Below are 20,948 nucleotides of genomic sequence, written 5' to 3'. Positions count from 1 at the left end.
ACCCCAGTCTCTTTTCATGGTTTTGCGGGCTTGTCCGCCCCGGGATGTTCTCAGGCGCCTGACTCGCCCCGCGCCACGGCGATGTCCAGCGCCCGCTGCGCGAGGGCCTCGAATCGGCGGCGGGCCCCCTCGAAGGCCGCCCGGGTGGGCCGTTGAATCAGGGCCGGCCCGGCCAGGGACCGCAGCAGACTATCGGGAGGGGAAAGCAGCGCCAGCCCGATGGCCGGGCCCAGGGGCTCGGCGGCCACCTGCTCGAAGCGGGCCAGGACCCTGGCCACTTCCTGCTTCAGCCCCACCGCGCCACCGCCCCGGGGGCGACGGCCGTCGAAAGCCCGGGCCAGTTCCCCCCGCCCCAGCCGGGGCAAATGGTCGCGGAGATCCGGCCAGGCCACCAGGTCCATCCCCGCGATCCGGGCTCCCCGGCTGGAGAGGCTGAGGAATCGCGCCTGGGGGTCTCGAGCCCGAATCGCCTGGAGGATCTGCTCGGTCTGTTCCCGGTAGCAGACGAAGGGCCATTCCGCCTCCAGTCTCCGGCCGGTCCAACCGAGCACCGGCTCGGTCGGCGCCGACCGCCCCCCACGTCGCCCGGCCCCGTCCTCCGGATCCAGAGCGAAGTCGAGACCCGTCGCCAGGACGGGAAAGCCCCCCAGGGTCCAGGCCAGCACCAGGGCCGTGGTTCCCGCGTTACCACCCGTGGGCAACGAGGCGCTGCGACCGAACCACCCGGCCAGCCAGCCATCGCCCGGGCCGAGGAAAACCGCCCTCCGTTCGATCGGCCACTCCAGGTGGGCGGGATGAGTGCTCGCCTTGGCAAAGAGAACGACGTCTTCCAGCAACTCGGCCGGGACCCCCTCGAGATCCGCGCTGCAGTCCTTCCCCTCGATCACCACGACCCCGTCCGGGCGCAGGCCCCGCGCCGCCAGGGCGCGAACCGAGGAGTTGGTGGCCAGCAGGACGCAGCGATCCGCCGCACCCTCCAGGGCGTCGAGCAGCCCGTCGCGGGAGGGGCCCGAGCCCACCACCAGCACCGGGCGACCGGCCAGTGAACCGAGCAGGTCCGCCACGCTGGCCGAGGTCATCAGCCCGGGGAGGTTCGCCGCCAGGTGATCCTGCCAGCTCTCCGCCGAGGCCAGGAGCGTCTCCTGCTCGACCCGGGCCTGGCGCGACCACTCTCGAATCGCCCTCTCGAACTCCGCGCTGCTCGGGGGGCCCGGAACCAGGGAGGAAGGAGGGTCTGCGCGCAACACCTCGAGCCCCAGGGTCAGCAGACCGCGCGCCGCCGCCCCGATCCTGTCCTGGACCGCCGACAGGCCGACCACCCGTCCTTCGCGTCCCGCGGCAGCGTCCTGCGCAACCCAGGAGACGATCAGCGCCTGCGGACAACGGGAGGCGAGCAGGCCGAGATGCTCGCCGCGGCCCCGGGTGAGCACCACCGCCGGGGCCACCGACTGCCGGGCCGACCAGGCCTCGACCCAGCCGGCGATGCCGGTCGCCTCACTCACCCGGCGGCCTCCAGCCGTAGGCCTCGAGCAACCGTTCCGCGGCCCAGGTGGGCGAGAGTTCCTCGGAGAGCACCCGGCCTTCGATATCGGCCAGCAGGGCGCGGACGGCATGGTGCTCGCGCAGGCTCTCGGTCAACCGCCGGTCCACCACCGACCACATCCACTCCAGCCGCTGCGCGCGGCGTCGCTGCCGGAGGCGTCCGGAAGCGCGGGCCTGCTCCCAGCGCTCGGAGATCGCCGCCCAGAGAGCATCGACGCCGTCGTCGGCCAGGGCGCTGCATGTCAGCACCGGACCTCGACTCGCCGGAGCGCCCATGGTGCGCAGGGCGGCGGCCAGCTCCCGACTGGCCGCCTCGGCGGCCGTCTTACCGGCACCGTCGGCCTTGTTGACGGCCACCAGGTCGGCCACCTCCACGATGCCGCGCTTGATACCCTGCAGCTCGTCTCCCGCGCCGGGAATCATCAGGACCAGGAGCAGATCCACCATCCCCGCCACGTGGGTCTCGCTCTGCCCCACGCCGACGGTCTCCACCAGCACCACGTCGTAGCCGGCCGCCTCGCAGAGCAGCAGGCTCTCCCGGGTACGCCGGGCCACTCCCCCGAGGGAACCGGCCGAGGGCGAGGGGCGGATGAAGGCTCCCTCCTCGGCGGCCAGAGCGGCCATGCGGGTCTTGTCCCCCAGAATGCTGCCCCCGCTGCGGGTGCTCGACGGATCCACCGCCAGCACGGCCACCCGATGACCGGCGGCGATCAGGCGCCGGCCGAGCACGTCGATCAGGGTGCTCTTGCCCGCCCCCGGCACACCGCTGACCCCAACCCGGTGAGCCCCCCCCGTGTGGGGCAACAACCGGTTGAGCAACTCCTGCGCCCGTTGCTGATGAGAGCGAGCGGTACTCTCCACCAGGGTGATGGCCCGGGCCAGCAGCGCCCGCTCACCGGAGAGCACCCCCCGGGCCAGTTCCTCCACCGAGGGCCTGGAGACGCCGCCCCTTTCACTCATCGTCGAGATCGTGCCCCAGGCGTCGGGCCAGTTCACCGAGCAGCTCCGCCGCGGCCTCACCGACCACGGTGCCGGGCAGGAAGACGGCGGACGCTCCCTCCCGACGCAGGGTCTCCAGGTCGCCCGGAGGAATCACGCCGCCGACGACGATCATGATGTCCCCTCGCCCCTGGGCCTCGAGGGCCTGGCGCAGGGCGGGCACCAGGGTCAGGTGCCCGGCGGCCAGGGTGCTCACACCGACGATGTGGACATCGTTCTCGACCGCCTGGCGCGCCGTCTCTTCCGGCGTCTGGAAGAGGGGCCCGATATCCACGTCGAAGCCCAGGTCGGCGAAGGCGCTGGCGATCACCTTCTGCCCCCGGTCGTGGCCGTCCTGCCCCATCTTGGCCACCAGTATCCGCGGGCGACGTCCCTCGGCCTTCTCGAAACGACGGCACAGTTCCCGCACGTGTTCCACGATCTGCCGACCTCCTCCCACCTCGGCGATGTAGACCCCCGAGACCGCCTGGATCGACGCCCGGTGCCTGCCGAAGACCCGCTCGAGGGCGAGGGAGATCTCCCCCACGGTGGCTCGAGCCCGGGCCGCCTCCACGCTCAGTTCGAGCAGGTTGCCCTCGCCGCTCTCCGCACAGCGGGTCAAGGCCTCGAGGCCGGCCTTCACCGCGTCGTCGTCCCGCTCCCGCCGCAGGCGCTCGAGCCGCGCGATCTGGGCTTCCCGCACGGCCCGATTGTCCACCCGCAGCACCTCGAGGGGCGTCTCCTCCCGGGGTCGGAAACGATTGACGCCGACGATGGTCTGCCGCCCCCCGTCGATACGCGCCTGGGTACGGGCCGCCGCCTCCTCGATCCGCAGCTTGGGCAGACCCGTCTCGATCGCCCGGGCCATGCCCCCGAGATTCTCGATCTCGTCGATGTGTTCGAGAGCCTTGCGGGCCAGCGCCGCCGTGAGGGTTTCCACGTGAGCACTACCGCCCCAGGGATCGATGGGGTGGCAGCTCCCGCTCTCCTCCTGGATCTGGATCTGGGTATTGCGGGCGATGCGTGCGGAGAAGTCCGTGGGCAGGGCGAGGGCCTCGTCCAGGGCGTTGGTGTGCAGGGACTGGGTATGCCCGTGAGCCGCCGCGAGGGCCTCGATGGCGGTGCGAATCACGTTGTTGAAGGGATCCTGGGCCGTCAACGACCAACCGGAGGTCTGGCAATGGGTCCGCAGCGACAGGGAGCGCTCGCGGGTCGGGCCGAAGGGACGCAGCAACCGGGCCCAGAGCAGCCGCGCGGCGCGCAGCTTGGCCAGCTCCATGAAGTAGTTCATCCCGATCGCCCAGAAAAACGACAGCCGCGGCGCAAAGGCGTCGATGTCGAGACCCGCCGCCAGGCCCGTCCGCACGTACTCGAGCCCGTCGGCCAGGGTGTACCCCAGCTCGATGTCGCAGGTCGCCCCGGCTTCCTGCATGTGATAGCCCGAGATGCTGATCGAGTTGAAGCGGGGCATGCGCTGGGCGGTGAAGCGGAAGATATCGGCGATGATCCGCATCGACGGCCCGGGAGGATAGATGTAGGTGTTGCGAACCATGAACTCCTTGAGGATGTCGTTCTGGATCGTGCCGCTGAGCTTTTCGGGAGCGACCCCCTGCTCCTCGGCGGCCACGATGTACAGCGCCATCACCGGCAGCACGGCACCGTTCATGGTCATCGACACGCTCATGCGATCGAGCGGAATCCCCTCGAAGAGGATGCGCATGTCGAGAATCGAGTCGATGGCGACACCCGCCATGCCCACGTCCCCCGCCACCCGCGGGTGATCCGAGTCGTAACCGCGATGGGTGGCCAGGTCGAAGGCGATCGACAGCCCCTTCTGCCCGGCCGCCAGGTTGCGGCGATAGAAGGCGTTGGACTCTTCCGCCGTGGAATAACCGGCGTACTGGCGAATGGTCCAGGGGCGCCGGGTGTACATGGTGGTGTAGGGCCCCCGCAGGAACGGCGGAAAACCGGGCTGGGTCCGCAGGTGATCGAGCCGGGCCAGGTCCTCACCCCCCACTTCCCCGGCGATCTCGATGCCCTCCGGGGTAACCCACACCTCCCGGTCCTCGGCAACCGTCGGGGAAACCTCGCGGTGCAGACGTTCCCAGTCCAACTCCACCCGGGAAAAATCGAGAGTTCCGCTCATCGCCCGCCCTCCAGGAAATCCAAGGTGGCGGAGAGCACCGCCGGAGCGTCGCACCCCCGGTGGACGAAGCCGGCCGCTCCCGCCGCCCCCAGGGCCGGCGCATCTTTCCCGGGCCGCCCGGCGACCAGGATCCGCCCGGCGCCGGCCCGCGCCAGGGCCGCCACCAGAGCCGGTCCGTCGACACCGCGCCGCTCGGGAGTGGTGCAGATCACGGCCACCGTCTCGGGGGCCGACCGGTAGGCCTCCACGACCGCCTCCACCTCCCCCGCCGGCTCCGCCCCCACCGACTCGATGCCGCCCGCGGCGAAGAAGTTGCGGACCCAGTCCGACGGGCCGATCACCTCCCGCAGGGTGCCGAGAGCCGCGAGAAAGACCCGCGGCCGGTGCCCGTGCCGGGCAAACCAGGCATCGGCGCGATCCCGCAGGGCTTCGAAGGCCGCCCCTTCCCGACGGACTTCCAGCCCCGTGCCCTCGACAGCGCCGCCGCGGCCGGCGAGGGCCGCGGCCAGGGCCTCCAGGCCGGCGCCCGCTTCGAGGGCCGCGACAGCCAGATCGAGCAGACCGCGGGTGTTCTCGTCGGCCGCCTGCGCCGCGACACGGGCCAGCAGCTCCCGGGCCGGTGGGGGACACCCGGTCCGGCGGGCCGCCGGGTACCGTCCGCCACTCCGACCCGGCGCCGCTTCGTCGAGCAGGGGGAAGGTGTTCACCCCGGTCACGCTCATACGGCCCGTCGCCACCTGCTCGGCCGCCGAGGAGGCGTCGGCCTCGATCTCTTCCCGCAACCGCCCCGACGCGATCCGGGCCCACAACCCGCCCTCGCTTTCGATCGCCTGCAGCATGTCCCAGGCGGCCCGGGCCTGCTCCCGGGTCAGGGCCTCGATCACGCCACTGCCGCCGGCCGGATCCGTCAACCGCCCGAGGTGGCTCTCCTCCCTCAGGATGAGCTGGGTCTGGCGGGCCAGGCGCAGCCCCTGGGAGCCGGGCTCGTCGAGGGCCGCGTCGTAAGGCAGCACGGTGATCCAGCGGGCCCCGCCGAGGGCCCCGATGAAGGTCTCCTGGGTGCCCCGCAGCAAATTGGTCCACGGATCCCGGCGGCTGCGCCGCCTGAGCAACGAGCGGGCATGGATCGCCGCCGAACCGTCGTGCCCGCCTCCCGCCGCCTGCACCATGCGCGCCCAGCAGGCCCGCAGGGCCCGCAACCGCGCCATCTCGGGGAAGATCTCCCGGCCCACCCCGGTGACGAAGAGCATGCCGCTGCCGGCGGCGCGGACATCACCGCGGGCGGCGATCACCCCCCGCAGCACTTCCGCCGCCGCGGCCAGCATCAAGGCCATCTCCCGCACGCCGTGGCCGCCCGCCTCCCGAAAGGGGTATCCCGAGACCACCAGCGTCTTGAGCTCGGGGGCCCGATCGGTCAACTCCCGATGCACGTCCGCCAGCCAGCGATAGCGCCAGGACGGTGTGCCGTCGAGTCGTCCCGTGCGACACCAGGCCGCCACCGGGTCGTCGGCCACGCTCCCGCGCAAGCGACGGGCGTCCCCGCCACGACGGCGACACAGAGCGAGGAGCGCGGGAACCAGCGCGGGTCCCACGGCGCGGCCATCGAGATGGAGGGTGACCCGGGCCAGGTCCACCCCGGCCAGGGTCCGGTGGAGGGTGTCCAGGTCATCGACGGCCACTCCCTCCACGCCGGCGGAGTCCAGGCTCAGCGCCAGGGCGTCGGCCCCCCCGTCGACCGCCTCCGCGGCGGCGGCGGCCGCTGCCTCCGCGCTGCCGGCGGGCAAGCCCGCGACGATCTCCCAGCCGGACGCCGGGCGCCGGACCTCGCCGCGGGTGAAGGGAAAGGTGCGAGGAAAACCGGCCGGATCGGCCAGCCCCGCCTCCGAGGTGTACAGCGGCTGCACCGACACACCGGAACGCAAGCGCCGCACCAGGTCGGCCAGGGCGCCCTCACCCAGTTCCGCCTCGACCCTCCGACGCCAGGTCGCCTCGTCCACGGCCGGAAACTCCGCGGCCAGCCCCTCGTCGTTGCGTTTCATCGACTCGCGCCTTCTCCTCCCGGGAATCCGCCTGGGGGGCGCGGTCCCCGCGGGGCTTGGGAGTATAGCCCGCCCATCGCGGCCGACCCGCAACAATCGCCCCCCCGGTATCGGAGCCCCGGCGCGAACAGGCCGGCATGCCGGCCCGGCGCTGGACTCGAAGGTTCGCGCATCATGCGGGCTAAGATCAGGGATCACCCGGCTTGAAGGAGGTCGCCATGGATTCGCCCACCCGCCGTCGACGCGAGAGCACCTGTCCACTGGACTGCCCCGACGCCTGCAGCCTGACGGTGGAAGTGGAAGACGGGCGGGTCGTCCGCATCGACGGCGACCGCCGCAACCCCCTGACCGACGGCCTGATCTGCGGCAAGGTGCGACGCATGGCCGAGCATCTCTACTGCCCGCAGCGGCTGCGCACCCCGATGCTGCGCCGGGGCCCCAAGGGCGCGGGCACGTTCGAAGCCGTCGACTGGGACCAGGCTCTCGACCGGGTGGCCGAACAGTTGCTGGCGACCCGACGACGCTGGGGCGGCGAGGCGATCTTGCCGGTGTGCTACGGCGGATCCAACGGCATGCTCAGCCAGGACTCCGCCGACTTCCGCCTGCTGGCCCGCCTGGGCGCCAGTCGAATCGACCGCACCCTCTGCGCCGCCCCCTCCGGCGCCGCCCACCGCGGCCTCTACGGCCGGATGCCGGGAGTCGCCCTGACCGACTACGTCCACGCGGGACTGATCGTGATCTGGGGCGCCAATCCAGAAGTCTCCGGCATTCACCTGGTCCCGCAGATCCGGGCCGCCCGCCGACGGGGAGCCCGGCTGGTGGTGATCGATCCCCGACGCACCGGGCTGGCCGCGCAAGCCGACCTGCACCTGGCGCCCCACCCGGGGACGGATCTGCCGCTGGCGCTGGCGGTGATCCGCTGGCTGCTGTCCACGTCCCGGGCCGACGAGGCTTTTCTCGCCGCCCACAGTACCGGTCTCGAGCCGCTGCGCCGACGCGCCGAGCCCTGGACCCTCCAGCGGGCCGCCCAGGTCTGCCGCATCGAAAGGCAAGCGCTCGAGGCCTTCTGCCGGCTCTATGCCGAAAGTTCTCCGGCGGTCATCCGCCTCGGCTGGGGCGTCGAACGCAACCGCAACGGGGGCAGCGCCTGCGCGGCGATCCTGGCACTCCCGGCAGTGGCCGGGAAATTCGGCGTCCGCGGCGGCGGCTTCACGGCCAGCAGCTCCGGCGCCTGGGATCACGACCCCCTGGCCGCCGCGGGAGAGACCTGGCCTGCCACGCGGGTGATCAATCTCAACCAGGTGGGCCAGGCCCTGCTCGCCGCCGATCCGCCGATCCGCCTGCTCTTCGTCTACAACTGCAACCCCCTGGCGACCCTCCCCGCGCAGCAGAAGGTGCGCGCCGGCCTGGCGCGGGAGGACCTGTTCACGGTCGTCTTCGAGCAGGTGATGACCGACACCGCCCGCTGGGCGGACGTGCTGCTCCCCGCCGCGACCTTTCTCGAACGCACCGAACTCAGCCGTTCCTACGGCGCGCTGGCCATGAGCCTGGCCCCGGCCGCCATCGCGCCGGTGGGCCAGGCCCGCTCCAACCTGTCGGTCTTCTCCGAACTCTGCCGGCGCGTCGGGGTCGCTCGACCGACAGACCCCGAGACCCCGGAGGCCGCCGCCGCGGCGGTGGTGCGTTCGGTGGGCGATCCCGCGGCCCTGGCCCGCCAGCTACAGGACCGGGGCGTCGCCGCACCCCCTTGCGGCCCGGCTCCGGTCTCCTTCGTCGACGTCTTCCCGGGTACCGACGACCGACGCGTCCACCTCTTCCCCCCCCGGCTCGACGCCCAGGCCCCCGCCGGCCTCTACGTCTACCAGGAAGATCCGGCCACCGGGGACCACCCCCTGGCCCTGATCAGCCCCGCCGTATCCCGGCGCATTTCTTCGACTTTCGGGCAGCTCTCCAGCACACCGGCCGCGCTGGAGATCCACCCCGCCGATGCCGCGTCCCGCGGCATCGGCGACGGCGACGGCGTTCGGGTATTCAATGCCCAGGGCGAGGTCCTCTGTCACGCCCGCATCGCTCCTGGGTTGCGGCCCGGCGTGGTCAGCCTGCCCAAGGGCCTCTGGAGCCACCACACCCTCAACGGCGCGACGGCCAACACCCTCTGCCCCGACACCCTGGCGGACCTGGGCGGAGGCGCCTGTTTCAACGATGCGCGCGTTCAGGTCGAACGGGCCTGAAGGCCGGCGCGGCCCTCGGCGATCACGGTGCAGCAGCATGTCAGCTCGGCCCCGAACAGGATGATCACCCAGGAGATGTAGATCCAGAACAGGAAGAGGGGTATCGCGGCCAGGGCCCCGTAGATCGCCTCGTAGGTCGGCACCCGGTGAAGATAGATCACGAAGCCCACCTTGGCGGCCTCGAAGACCCCCGTCATCAGTCCCGCGACCAGGCTCGCCGGACCCAGCGGGATCCGCCGGTTGGGCAGCAACCAGTAGAGCAGGAAAAACGCGCCGAACTCGGAGCCCCAGACCAGGCCCCGGAGCCACCAGCGGGAAACCGCCGGCATCGCGGCCACCGCCGACAGCAGCGGCAGGCTGGCCAGGTAGGACGAGACCAGCAGGCCCACACCGGCCAGCAGGGGCACCAGCAGCGCCGCCGCCCAGTAGAGCAGCAACCGCCGCCCCAGCGGACGACTCTTCGGCACCCGCCAGATCTGGTTGACCTTGGTCTCCACCGCCGAGATCGCCATGAACACGGTCGCCGCCAGGACCACCAGGCCCAGCAGGGACAGGTGGCTGGCCCGCTCGGCGAAACGCTGGAGGTGCTCGCCGATCAACTCGCCGCTGGTGGGCAGGAAGTTGCGGAAGACGAAATCCTGGAGCCGGCGGCCGACATCCTGGAAATACGGCAGGGCGGCCAGCAGCGGGAAGACCACCGCCATCGCCGGCACCAGGGCGAAGATCGTCAGGAAGGAGAGTTCCGCGGCGCTGGCCAGGCAGCGATCCTCGCGCAGGCGCCTGAAGGTCATGCCAGGCACCGTCAGCCATTGCCGCAAGCGAACCATACCTTTCTCCCGGCAGGAAACGTCTCCATCGGACGGCCCGGCCCGATCCCGGCAGGCACCCGCGATTCTACTCCCGGGCGACCGGCCGATCAGTTCCCGGGGCGGCCGGCGCCAACCCAGGCGGCTGCCACTTCCCGCGCCAGCCGGCGGCAGCGCTGGTGCTCACCGTATTGCAGGAGGAAATCGACGATCCCCCGCGCCTGGGAAGCCGTCGCGGGGTCCGCCGCGAGGTACTCCGCCACCCGGAGCAGGCCCACGCCGGCGGGCTCCGCCGCCGGATCCAGCCGCAGCGCCCGGGCAAAGGCGTGGGCCGCCCGGGGACGGTCGCGCATCTGCTCGAGGCTGTAGCCGATGGTGACGAGCTGGCGATAGTCCAGGCCCAGGTCCCGGGCATGGGGCAACAGGGCGGCGAAGATCTCGGCCGCCAGCCGCATTTCCCCCCGCTCCAGGCAAAGGGGAACGGCGATCGCCCCCAGGCGCACCGCGGCGGAAGTGCGGCGGGCTGTCGAACGCATCAAGCAGACCGCGTGCAGCAGGCGGGGATCCTCCGGCGCCCGCTGCAACAGCGCCTCGAGCTGTTCGAGAGCGCGGTCCGGCTGCACCGCAAAGCGCCTCCACAGCTCCTCCAGCCGGCTGGCGGGCACATGGCATTCGAAAACCTCCCGGCTCGCCAGTCCCATACCCCGCGAAGGGGGCGGCAGGGAACTCCGGCCGTCACCGGCAACGCCACCCGACCCGGACGCCGACCCGCGACCGGGGGTCGGGGGCGGCTTCCGAACGGACTCGTGGCGGCACCGACGCGTGACACCGGCACCCGCGAGCACCCGGCTGCAGGCTTGCGAGACAGCGTGGACCAGCCACCGGCCGATCCGTCCAACCACGGGGAACTGCCGCACCGGAATCCTTTTCTCGCCCGAGGGGCCCCCCCGGGTCCTGGCGGAGGCGCACGCCCCCCATCCCCCGGGAAGCTAGGCGGACGAGACGGCCCCGTCCACCCCTCCCCCTCCGCCTTGATGGCGCGGCAGCCGCGCATTAACTATTCTCTGGAACCTTAAGACACGCTGGGAGACGAAAAAAAGACGATGCACGACGAACAGAGACAGGCCGTGCCGGAACCGGACCGAAGCCGATGACCTCCCCACCCGCCCCGGGCTGTCTTTCGCTGGCTTTCGTGGAAGAAATCTTCCGGCGGTACCTCGAGGATCCCGCCTCCGTGGACGCCTCGTGGCGCGCGTATTTCGAAGCCGAAATGGCCGGCGCCCCCTCGGGAGCCACCCCGCCGCGGGTCGGTCCCGCCACGCCGCCGCGCACCCTCTTCGACCCCGCCCCGCCCCAGGGCGGCCCGAGCGAGGTCTCGGAGGCCGTGGCGCTGCAGGACCGGGTCGATCAGCTGATTCGCGCCTACCGGGTCCGGGGCCACCTGATCGCCAGGGTCGACCCCCTCGGCCGCCCCCACGCCTTGCCCCTGGTGGGCCAGGAGCGCGGAGCGGCGCCGGACACCCCGCCCCGCCAGCCGGAACTCGAACCGGAGTTCTACGGCCTGACCGACGCCGACCTCGACCGCGTGGTCTCCTCGCGCACCATCGCCGGCACCTCCGGCCGGCACACGATCCGCCAGATCCTCGAGCGGCTGCGCAACACCTACTGCCGCTCCATCGGCGTGCAGTTCATGCACATCGACAACCTGGCGGTGAAGAACTGGCTGCAGAGCCGGATGGAGTCGACGGAAAACCGCCTCCACCTGGACCGCGGCACCCAGCATCGCATCCTGCAGAAACTCACCGACGCGGTGATCTTCGAGGAATTCATCCAGAAGAAGTATCTCGGGGCCAAGCGCTTTTCCCTCGAGGGTTCGGAGAGCCTGATCCCCCTGCTCGACCTGACCATCGAAAAGGCCGGTGAAGACGGCCTGGAAGAGATCGTGCTGGCCATGGCCCATCGCGGCCGACTCAACGTCCTGGCCAACATCATGGGCAAGAGTCCGAGCAAGATCTTCGCCGAGTTCGAGGACCGGGATTTCGAACTCTACATCGGACGCGGCGACGTCAAGTACCACCTGGGTTGGAGCTACGATCGTCCCACCGCCTCGGGCCGCACGGTGCACCTCTCCCTCTGCTTCAATCCCAGCCACCTGGAATTCGTCTCCCCCGTGGCCCTGGGCCGGGTGCGGGCCAAGCAGGACGTGCGGGGTGACGAGCGGCGCGAGAAGGTGCTCGGCCTGGTGATCCACGGCGATGCCGCGTTCGCCGGCCAGGGCGTCGTGCAGGAGGTCTTCAACCTCAGCGAGGTCGAGGCCTACCGCACCGGCGGGACGATCCACGTGATCGTCAACAACCAGATCGGTTTTACCACCTGCCCCGACGAAGGCCGCTCGAGCCTCTACGCCACCGACGTGGCGCGGATGCTGCAGATCCCCATTTTCCACGTCAACGGTGAGGATCCCGAGGCCGTCGCCCAGGTCGTTCGGCTGGCGATGGACTTCCGCAGGACCTTCCGCAAGGACGTGGTGATCGACATGTACGGCTACCGGCGTCACGGCCACAACGAAGGTGACGAGCCGGCCTTCACCCAACCGGCGATGTACAAGGCGATCCGGGCGCGCAAGTCGGTGCGGGAAGGCTATCTCGAACACCTGCTCAAGCTCGGCGACGTGACCCGCGAAGAGGCCGACGCCCTGGCCTGGGCCCGGCGGGAAGAGCTCGACCGGGAGCTGTCGATGGCCCGCCGTTTCGACTTCCACGTCCACTCGGAAGACGGTCGGGGCCGCTGGTCGGCCTACAGCGGAGGCCTCGAGCGCAATCTGCCCGAAGTGGAGACCGCTCTCGAACCCCAGCGCTTCCAGCGGCTGATGGCGGCCCTCACGCGGGTTCCCGAGGGCTTTCAGCCCCACCCCAAGATTGAACGTTTTCTCGCCCGACGGCGGGAGATGGCCGAGGGCAAACTCCCCCTCGACTGGGCCACCGCCGAAGCCCTGGCTCTGGCCAGCCTGGTCGAGGAGGGCCACCGCCTGCGCTTCGCCGGACAGGACACCGGCCGGGGCACCTTCTCCCAGCGCAACGCCGTGCTCCACGATGCTCGGGGTAACGGCGAGACATGGATTCCCCTTCAGCACGTGGCCGTGGGCCAGGCGCCGGTGGAAATCGTCAACTCGCCCCTTTCCGAGGTGGGCGTGTTGGGCTACGAGTACGGCTACAGCCTCGACATGCCCGACGGCCTGACCATCTGGGAAGCCCAGTTCGGTGACTTCTGCAACGTGGCCCAGGTCCTGATCGACCAGTTCATCACCAGCGCCGAAGACAAGTGGCGGCGGCTCAGCGGCCTGGTGATGCTCCTGCCCCACGGCTTCGAGGGCCAGGGTCCGGAGCATTCCAGTGCCCGTCTCGAGCGCTTCCTCAGCCTCGCTGCCGAAGAAAACATCCAGGTCATCAACACCACCACGCCGGCCCAGTATTTCCACCTGCTCCGGCGGCAGGTCCTCCGCCGCTGGCGCAAGCCGCTGATCGTGATGAGCCCGAAGAGCCTGCTGCGGCATCCGCGCTGCGTGTCGCCCATCGAGGACTTCACCTCCGGCCGCTTCCGCCGGGTGCTCCCCGACGAGGTGGTGGGCCCCGCGGACCAGATTCGGCGCGTGCTGATGTGCAGCGGAAAGATCTACTACGAGCTGCTGGAGCACCGCGAAAAGATCGGGCGCCGGGACGTGGCGATCCTCCGCCTCGAGCAGCTCTACCCGTTGCGGATCGAGCGCATCGAGGAAGTCCTGGCGGCCTATCCCGAGCAGGTGGGGGTGCTCTGGATCCAGGAAGAGCCCGAGAACATGGGCGCCTGGCGCTACCTCAAGGTGATCTTCGGCGACCGGATGCTCAACCGGCACCCCTTCACCGGGATCTATCGGCAGGCCTCGGCCAGCCCGGCCACGGGCTCGGCCCGCAGTCATCGTATCGAACAGAACGCCGTGCTCGACCTGGCCTTCGCCGGCCTTCAGTAGTGGAGACTCCGATGTCCGTAGAATTGAAGATCCCCTCCTTCGGCGAATCGATCACCGACGTGGTCCTCGGCGCCTGGCTGGTACAACCGGGGGAGTACGTGGCCCAGGACGATCCGGTGGTCGTGATCGAAACCGACAAGGTCACCGCCGAGTTGCCCGCCCCCGTCGGCGGCGTACTCAAGGAAATCCTCAAGCAGGAGGGCAGCAGTGCGCAGGTCGGAGACGTGGTCGGCCTGATGGAGGCGGGCGCCGCGCCCGCGGCGCCCGAGCCGGCCGCGCCGGCCCCGGACACGGACGACGCGCCGCCGCAGGTGCCGCCGGAGCCGGCCGCGGACGCCGGGCCGCGGGTGATGCCCGCCGCCGCCCGCGCGCTGGCCGCCGCCGGCCTCGAGGCCGGTGACGTCAAGCCCAGTGGCCCCGGAGGGCGCCTGCTGAAAGAAGACGTTCTGCGGCACGCCGCCGGCGCCGGCGCCGGATCCAGCGCGGCGGAAGGCGCGCCGGGCCGGGCGACCGAGGCGGTGACCATGACCCCCATGCGCCGCCGCATCGCCGAGCGCCTGGTGAGTTCCCAGCACGAGGCGGCCCTGCTGACCACCTTCAACGAGATCGACATGAGCCGGGTGATCGAGCTGCGCGCGGCCCACAAGCAGGCTTTCCTCGAGCGCTACGGCGTCAAGCTGGGCTTCATGTCCTTCTTCGTCAAGGCCGCCATCGAGGCGCTGAAGGTGATTCCCGAACTCAACGCCCGGATCGACGGCGAGCAGATCGTCTACCACCACTACTACGACATCGGTGTCGCCATCGGCGGCGGTCGCGGCCTGGTGGTGCCTGTGCTGCGCAACGCCGAACGTATGAGCTTCGCCCAGGTCGAGCAGGCCATCGGCGACTTCGCCGCGCGCGCCAAGAGCTCCAGGCTGAAGATCGAAGAGCTGCAGGGCGGAACCTTCACCATCAGCAACGGTGGCGTTTACGGATCGCTGCTCTCGACGCCCATCGTCAACCCGCCCCAGAGCGGAATCCTCGGCCTGCACGCCATCCAGGACCGTCCAGTGGCCGTCGACGGCCAGGTGGTGATCCGGCCGATGATGTACGTCGCCCTGACCTACGACCATCGCATCGTCGATGGCCGGGAAGCCGTGACCTTCCTCAAGCGCATCAAGGAATGCGTGGAGAACCCCTCCCGCATCCTGCTGGAGATATGAGCCGTGCCCCAGAAACACGACCTGGTGATCATCGGTGCGGGCCCCGGAGGATACGTCGCCGCCCTGCGTGCGGCCCAACTCGGCCTCGACGTGGGCTGTATCGAGAAGGAACCGGCCCTGGGCGGCACCTGCCTGCGGGTGGGCTGCATCCCCAGCAAGGCGATGCTCGAGTCCAGCGAGCGCTACGACCAGCTGCGCTCGGGCCTGGACGACCACGGCATCCGCCTCGGCCGGGTCAGCATCGACCTGGAAGCGCTCCAGGCCCGCCGGGCCAAGATCGTCGAGACCCTGGCCAAGGGCATCGCCGGTCTGCTGCGCAAGAACCATGTCACCCGCTACATGGGCCACGCCCGGCTGACCGCGCCGGACTCCGTCGTGGTGGAAGGCCCCGAGGGCACCATCGATGTCCGCGCCGAGCGGATCCTGATCGCCACCGGCAGTGTCCCGGCCACCCTGCCCGGTATCGCTTTCGATGGCGAGCGCATCGTCTCGAGCACCGAGGCCCTGACCTGGGCCAAGGCCCCCTCCCACCTGGTCGTGATCGGCGCGGGGGCCATCGGCCTCGAGCTGGGCTCCGTCTGGCGGCGGCTCGGATCGAAGGTGACCATCGTCGAATACCTCGATCGCATCCTTCCCGGCATGGACATGGAAATGGCCAACGAGGCCCGGCGCATCCTCACGCGCCAGGGACTGACCTTCCAGCTCGGCTGCCGGGTCACCGGCGCCTCCCGGAAGGGCAGAACCAGGGTCGTGATCGAGATCGAAGGCCGGGACCCGGTGGAAGGCGACCGACTGCTGGTGGCCGTGGGCCGCAAGCCCAACACCGAACGCCTGGGCCTCGAGGAGGTGGGCATCAGCCTCGACGAACGGGGTCGCATTCCCGTCGACGCGAACTACGCCACGACCACGGCGGGAATCTACGCCATCGGCGACGTGATCGACGGCCCGATGCTGGCCCACAAGGCCGAGGAAGAAGGTATCGCCTGCGTGGAGAAAATCGTCACCGGCCACGGCCACGTGAACTACGACGCGATCCCCGCCATCGTCTACACCCACCCGGAGATCGCCTCGGTGGGCCCCGGCGAAGAGCAACTCGCCGAACAGGGACGCGCCTACCGCAAGGGAGTCTTTCCCTTCGCGGCCAACGGCCGGGCCCAGGCGCTCGGTGAGATCCAGGGCCGGGTCAAGATACTGGCCGATGCCGAGACCGACCGCGTGCTGGGGGTACACATCATCGGGGCCCGGGCCGGCGACCTGATCGCCGAGGCGGCGGTGGCCATCGAGTACGGCGCCAGCTCCGAGGACCTGGCGCGGGCGGTCCACGCGCACCCCACCCTCGCGGAGACCCTGAAGGAGGCCGCCCTGGCCGTGGATGAGCGGGCGCTGCACATCTAGCGCCCGGCGGGGGCCGTTATCCGTGGAAGAGCGGCGGCACCCGTTGCCGACGGGCCGCTAGCGGGAGTTCCGATCCAGACGCTCGGTAAGCTGCCTGAGCTTCTCTTCGAGCTGGTCGATGCGCTCGCGCAATTCCTTTTCGCGGGCGCGCTCGAGTTCCTTCAGCTCCCTCAGCCAACCACCGTCATCGAGATCCGCGGCCCACTCTTCCCGGGCCTGGCGGACGGCCTCCCGGGCCCGGCGCATCGGCCCGATCCACTTGACGGCCAGGCCGCTCCGCGGCCGCTGTCCCACTTCCGCTTCCAGTTCCACGGTGCGGCCGTCCCGCCACACCTCGAGGCGCAGGCTCTCGCCGACCTGCTTGCCCAGGACCCTCGTCTTGAGCTGCAGGCCGCTTTCCACCGGTCTGCCGTCGACGGCCAACAGAATGTCGCCCACCTCGACTCCGGCCTTCGCGGCGGGAGAATCCTCCTCCACCCGGCCGATCATCACGGCGCCGGAAGCCTCCACGCCAAAATGCCGGCAGAGTTCACCGGTCAGGTCCACCGGCGCCACACCGAGGAAGGCCTGCGTCCGGCCCGGCAGCCCGCGCAGGAAGGAAGGCCCTCCCTCGATGACGAAAACCCTGGGGGCGTCTGGGGAGGCGGACGGCGGCTCCTCGGCGCACACCGCCGTGGGGGCCGGACCCGCCAGGGCCAGCAGCACGAGGAGGGACAGGGAACGGACGAAGAAATCGCTGATCATCGTGAGGGCCTCCGGGTGTCGCGGCGAGGCTCCGCAGGGCCTGCCGGTCAATAGGTGATGCGGCCATCGGCCGCGGCGTAGACAGCGTAGATCCGTGAGGGCTCCCGCTCGGCACGGCGGCCCAACTCCACCGCCAGCGGCCGATCGCCCCCGGCATCGAGGAGCACCAGCGGCGGCGCGGCCTGGCGGCGGAGTTGATCCAGCTCCTGCTGCAGGCGGGAGATCTCTTCCCGCACCACCAAGGCCGGTGAGCCTGCCGAAGGCGACGAAGGGGGCTTGAGGCCGAGCAGCACCGCGGCCGTCAGCACCATGGCGGCCAGGACCACCGCGGCCACCGCGGCGGGACGCCGCGAAGGACGCGACTCGTCGAGGGACCGGACCACGCCCCGGGTGAAGCCGGGCGAGGCCGGAGGACGCCGGAGGGCGCCGAGAAGACGATCGAGGTGCCTGTCACTGAGGTCTTTTCTCATCGTGGTTCCCTGCCCGGGTCTGCTTCGTTTTCGAGCCTCTCCCGCAGGCGGCGGCGCGCGCGGGAGATCCGCGATTTGACCGTTCCCGCAGGCAGCGAGAGGGCCTGGCCGATCTCTTCGATGCTCCAGCCTTCCACCGCCCGCAGCACCAGGGGAGCCCGGTACTTGAGCGGCAGGTCGGCCAGGGCCCTGGCGACCCGGGAGAGGGCCTGGCCCTTTTCCGCCTGGACCTCCGGCCCGGGCAGCGGCGAGCGGGCCGCCGATGCGGCCGCCAGGGGGACGAAGCGCAGCAGCCGCCCCCGGCGTTCGGCACTGCGCACGAGATGGGTGGCGATGCGATACAGGTAGGCCCGGAACATCCCCCGGGCCCGGTAACGCCCCGCGGCGCGGTAGAGGCGGAGAAAGGTTTCCTGGGCCAGGTCTTCGGCGGTCTGCCGGTGACCGCTGAGGCGATAGAGATAGGCCACCAGGTCGTCCTTGTGTGTTTCCACCAGCTCGGCAAAGGCCTCCCGGTCTCCGGCGGCCACCCGCGCCATCAGCCGATCCGCGGTATCGGCCGTCCGGCCGGGATCCCAGGCGACCGGCGCCACGACTGGACCCGTCATCGGCTCTCCTTCCACCCGCTGCGGCCTTTCCGCCGGGTCGGCCCTTCCTTCACCCCCTAAAACGTCCCGGCGGCCCACCGGTTCCCTCCCGGCCGGAGTTGACCCGGGCAGGCGGGACGGCTAGCTTGGGCCGCTTCACCGAGGAATCCCCATGCGACTGCCCGTTCTCAGCGCGGATGAAATCGTCAAGATGCGGGCGAGCTGCCGGCTCGCCGCCCGGGTGCTGGAGTTCATCGGCCCCCACGTGGTGCCCGGTGTGACCACCGACGAGTTGGACCGACTCTGCCACGACTTCATCGTCGATCATGGAGCCTATCCTTCCCCCCTCAACTACAAGGGCTTTCCCCGCTCCATCTGCACGTCGGTCAACGAGGTGGTCTGCCACGGCATCCCCGGTTCCCGGCGACTGAAGGAAGGGGACATCATCAACATCGATGTGACCGTCCACCTGGACGGCTTCCACGGCGACACCTCCGAGATGTTCCTCGTCGGCAAGGTCAAGCCCGAGGCCCGCAAGCTGGTGGACGTCACCCGCCACAGCCTTGCGCTGGGCATCGGGCAGGTCCGGCCCGGAGGCCACATCGGCGACATCGGCGCGGCGATCGAGGCCTACGCGGCCGGTCGCCACGGCTACGGCATCGTCACCCAGTTTTGCGGCCACGGTATCGGGCGCAAGTTCCACATGCCGCCCCAGGTCTCCCACGCCGCCCGGGCGGGCACCGGACCGGTGATGCGGCCCGGCAACGCCTTCACCATCGAGCCGATGATCAACCAGGGCACGGCCCGCTGCGAGATCCTGCGCGACGGCTGGACCGCGGTGACCGCCGACCGCAAGCTCAGCGCCCAGGCCGAGCACACCGTGCTGGTCACCCCTGACGGCGTCGAGATCCTCACGCGCCGCCCCACCTGAGGGGGCCGTCGTCGTCCCTCGGCGACGGAGGCGAATTTTGCCTTGAGACCCTCACTGACTAGCCATATAATTAGCCGCCCTTGGCTGGACAGTAATTTCTTTTCCGGAACCTTCCGGACTGTTTCCGGCTTCGCCGCCTGATTCCCGAGGGAAACCATGAGACCCGTGCTGGTCGCCCCCCCCTCCCCGGACCGGGAGCCCCCAGGCTCCGCCCCCCCCGTCTCCGGCTGTTCCGGGGGAAACTGCGGCGACTGCGGACTGGCGGGAGCCGAAGCCGCCAGCGCCCGCATCGAGACGGCGGGCTGGACGGGCGGCCGCCAGGCCGTGCTGGCGGGGGTGGTCTTCATCCTGCCCCTGCCCCTGGCCGCCGGCGGAGCCCTGCTGGGCGAGACTCCCCTGCACCAGTTGCTGGGAGCCGCCCTGGGGCTGGGGGTCGGCGTGGCCCTGGCCCGCGGGATTTCCACATTCTTCCTTTCCTCCGAGGCCCCCTCCCGGAGCCCCCACACACCCACGGAGAAGAGATGAGCGCGATGGCGAGCCCTGCCGCGGGCCGAGGCACCTTTCCCCGCGGGATCCATCCCCCGGAGTGCAAGCAACTCTCGGACAAGGTGCAGATCGAGGTCCTGCCCACACCCAAGCAGGTGAAGATTCCCCTCCTCCAGCACACGGGCGCTCCCAACGAGGCGGTGGTCAAGCCCCGTACCGAAGTCGCCCTGGGCGATCTGCTGGGTAGCAGCGAGGCCTTCGTCTCGGCGCCGGTCCACGCCTCGATCGCCGGTAAGACCGCCAAGGTCTCCGTGGCCACCCTGCCCAACGGCCGCCACGTGCCGGCCATCCCGGTCAAGGCGGCCGGGGACCAGCTCGAGGGCGAGGCCCTGCGGGAGGAGATCTTCGGCGGTCCCTGGCCGAAAGACGTCGCCGGACACGATCCCGGGGCCATTGTCGACGCCGCCCGCCAGGCGGGCCTGGTGGGCCTGGGAGGGGCCGCCTTCCCGACCCATGTCAAGCTCAAGCGCAACGCCGACAAGCCCATCGACACCCTGCTGGTCAACGGCTGCGAGTGCGAGCCCTACCTCAACGCCGACAATCGCCTGATGGTCGAGGCGGCCGACGCCGTGGTCACCGGGGCCCTGCTGGCCGGCCGGGCCTGCGGCGCCGACCAGGTGCTGCTGGCCATCGAGGACAACAAGCCCGAGGCCATCGCCGCGGCCCGCACGGCAGCCGAAGGAACCCGGGCGCGGGTGGTCGAGGTGCGCACCAAGTACCCCCAGGGTGGCGAAAAGCAGCTCATTCTCTCCGCCCTGGCCCGGATCGTCCCCACCGGCGGGCTGCCCCTGGACGTGGGCGTGGTGGTGATGAACGTGGGCACCGCGGCGGCCCTGGCCCGCGCCGTGCTGCGGGGCCGCCCCCTGACCCACCGGGTGGTCAGCGTCACCGGCCGCGGCATCACGCGCCCGACCAACATCCTCGCCCCCATCGGCGCGAGCTACGCCGAGTTGATCGACTTCGCCGGTGGCCTGCGTCCCGACGCGGGGCGGGTGATCGCCGGCGGACCGATGATGGGTTTCGCCCTGGGCAACCTGGACACGCCGGTGACCAAGGGCACCAGCGGCATCGTGGTGCTCACCGAAGAAGAGGTTCGCCGGCGGGAAGAGACATCCTGCGTCCGCTGCGGGCGCTGCGTGGACGTCTGCCCGCTGCACCTGGTCCCGACCAAGATCGCCCTGGCCTGCCGCCACAAGAACTGGGAGGTGGCCCGGCGCTATCACATGACTGCCTGTATGGAATGCGGCTGCTGCGCCTATGCCTGCCCGGCGGGCATTCCGCTGGTGCAGTTGATCCGCATGGGCAAGGCTACCGCCCCCCGGAGCTGA

General features: G+C 70.7%; 16 protein-coding genes. 7 read left to right on the top strand and 9 right to left on the bottom strand.

Annotation, left to right across the window (positions count from 1 at the left end; translation table 11 throughout):
* Positions 1–50: 50 nt before the first annotated feature.
* From Q9Q40_01290 to Q9Q40_01275, 4 genes are read right to left on the bottom strand one after another with little or no spacing between them, the layout of a single operon-like run.
* Entirely contained in the window at positions 51–1,502 is a 1,452-nt protein-coding gene (locus Q9Q40_01290; protein ID MDQ7005846.1) for a DUF115 domain-containing protein, read from the bottom strand.
* Positions 1,495–2,502, bottom strand: coding sequence for a methylmalonyl Co-A mutase-associated GTPase MeaB (gene meaB, locus Q9Q40_01285; protein MDQ7005845.1), 1,008 nt, complete (start codon positions 2,500–2,502; stop codon positions 1,495–1,497). Before meaB ends, Q9Q40_01290 begins: the two co-directional genes overlap by 8 nt.
* On the bottom strand, positions 2,495–4,666 hold the full coding sequence (scpA, locus tag Q9Q40_01280) for a methylmalonyl-CoA mutase (GenBank protein MDQ7005844.1): 2,172 nt from the start codon (positions 4,664–4,666) through the stop codon (positions 2,495–2,497). The genes meaB and scpA overlap by 8 nt, the downstream gene beginning before the upstream one ends.
* Entirely contained in the window at positions 4,663–6,705 is a 2,043-nt protein-coding gene (locus Q9Q40_01275; protein ID MDQ7005843.1) for a methylmalonyl-CoA mutase family protein, read from the bottom strand. Before Q9Q40_01275 ends, scpA begins: the two co-directional genes overlap by 4 nt.
* Before the next feature lie 218 nt (positions 6,706–6,923).
* Between Q9Q40_01275 and Q9Q40_01270 the strand changes: the two genes are divergently transcribed.
* Entirely contained in the window at positions 6,924–8,936 is a 2,013-nt protein-coding gene (locus tag Q9Q40_01270) for a molybdopterin-dependent oxidoreductase (protein MDQ7005842.1), read from the top strand.
* Here Q9Q40_01270 and Q9Q40_01265 read toward each other — a convergent pair.
* Positions 8,918–9,763 carry a YihY family inner membrane protein gene (locus tag Q9Q40_01265; GenBank protein ID MDQ7005841.1) on the bottom strand — a complete coding sequence of 282 codons (846 nt, stop codon included), beginning with the start codon at positions 9,761–9,763 and terminating at the stop codon, positions 8,918–8,920. The genes Q9Q40_01270 and Q9Q40_01265 overlap by 19 nt on opposite strands.
* An 89-nt stretch (positions 9,764–9,852) precedes the next feature.
* The gene (locus Q9Q40_01260) at positions 9,853–10,365 is read right to left on the bottom strand and encodes a hypothetical protein (GenBank protein ID MDQ7005840.1); all 513 of its coding nucleotides are present in this window, start codon (positions 10,363–10,365) and stop codon (positions 9,853–9,855) included.
* A gap of 527 nt (positions 10,366–10,892) precedes the next feature.
* Here Q9Q40_01260 and Q9Q40_01255 point away from each other — a divergent pair.
* Genes Q9Q40_01255 through lpdA form a run of 3 tightly spaced genes read left to right on the top strand, consistent with a single transcriptional unit; the run spans position 10,893 to position 16,345 of the window.
* Entirely contained in the window at positions 10,893–13,748 is a 2,856-nt protein-coding gene (locus Q9Q40_01255; protein MDQ7005839.1) for a 2-oxoglutarate dehydrogenase E1 component, read from the top strand.
* 11 nt (positions 13,749–13,759) lie between these two features.
* Positions 13,760–14,950 carry a 2-oxoglutarate dehydrogenase complex dihydrolipoyllysine-residue succinyltransferase gene (odhB, locus tag Q9Q40_01250; protein MDQ7005838.1) on the top strand — a complete coding sequence of 397 codons (1,191 nt, stop codon included), beginning with the start codon at positions 13,760–13,762 and terminating at the stop codon, positions 14,948–14,950.
* A gap of 3 nt (positions 14,951–14,953) precedes the next feature.
* Positions 14,954–16,345: a dihydrolipoyl dehydrogenase gene (gene lpdA / locus Q9Q40_01245; protein ID MDQ7005837.1), complete on the top strand. Its 1,392-nt coding sequence runs from the start codon at positions 14,954–14,956 to the stop codon at positions 16,343–16,345.
* 57 nt (positions 16,346–16,402) lie between these two features.
* Here lpdA and Q9Q40_01240 read toward each other — a convergent pair whose 3' ends face one another.
* From Q9Q40_01240 to Q9Q40_01230, 3 genes are read right to left on the bottom strand one after another with little or no spacing between them, the layout of a single operon-like run.
* A complete protein-coding gene (locus Q9Q40_01240; GenBank protein ID MDQ7005836.1) occupies positions 16,403–17,089 on the bottom strand; it encodes a PDZ domain-containing protein in 687 nt (228 codons plus the stop codon).
* 47 nt (positions 17,090–17,136) lie between these two features.
* On the bottom strand, positions 17,137–17,559 hold the full coding sequence (locus Q9Q40_01235) for a hypothetical protein (GenBank protein MDQ7005835.1): 423 nt from the start codon (positions 17,557–17,559) through the stop codon (positions 17,137–17,139).
* Positions 17,556–18,164 carry an RNA polymerase sigma factor gene (locus tag Q9Q40_01230; protein ID MDQ7005834.1) on the bottom strand — a complete coding sequence of 203 codons (609 nt, stop codon included), beginning with the start codon at positions 18,162–18,164 and terminating at the stop codon, positions 17,556–17,558. The genes Q9Q40_01235 and Q9Q40_01230 overlap by 4 nt, the downstream gene beginning before the upstream one ends.
* A gap of 151 nt (positions 18,165–18,315) precedes the next feature.
* Between Q9Q40_01230 and map the strand changes: the two genes are divergently transcribed.
* The 3 genes from map (at position 18,316) to rsxC (ending at position 20,948) form a co-directional block, all read left to right on the top strand.
* Positions 18,316–19,074 (top strand): type I methionyl aminopeptidase, encoded by a 759-nt coding sequence (gene map, locus Q9Q40_01225; GenBank protein MDQ7005833.1) that lies wholly within the window; start codon positions 18,316–18,318, stop codon positions 19,072–19,074.
* Between the two features lie 156 nt (positions 19,075–19,230).
* Positions 19,231–19,599 carry a hypothetical protein gene (locus Q9Q40_01220; protein ID MDQ7005832.1) on the top strand — a complete coding sequence of 123 codons (369 nt, stop codon included), beginning with the start codon at positions 19,231–19,233 and terminating at the stop codon, positions 19,597–19,599.
* On the top strand, positions 19,596–20,948 hold the full coding sequence (gene rsxC, locus Q9Q40_01215; GenBank protein ID MDQ7005831.1) for an electron transport complex subunit RsxC: 1,353 nt from the start codon (positions 19,596–19,598) through the stop codon (positions 20,946–20,948). The genes Q9Q40_01220 and rsxC overlap by 4 nt, the downstream gene beginning before the upstream one ends.

The sequence above is a fragment of the Acidobacteriota bacterium genome (assembly GCA_030949985.1).
Lineage (GTDB): Bacteria > Acidobacteriota > Polarisedimenticolia > J045 > J045 > JALTMS01.
Note: the sequence above shows the minus strand (reverse complement) of the source record. Positions and strands in the feature narration are given on the sequence as shown.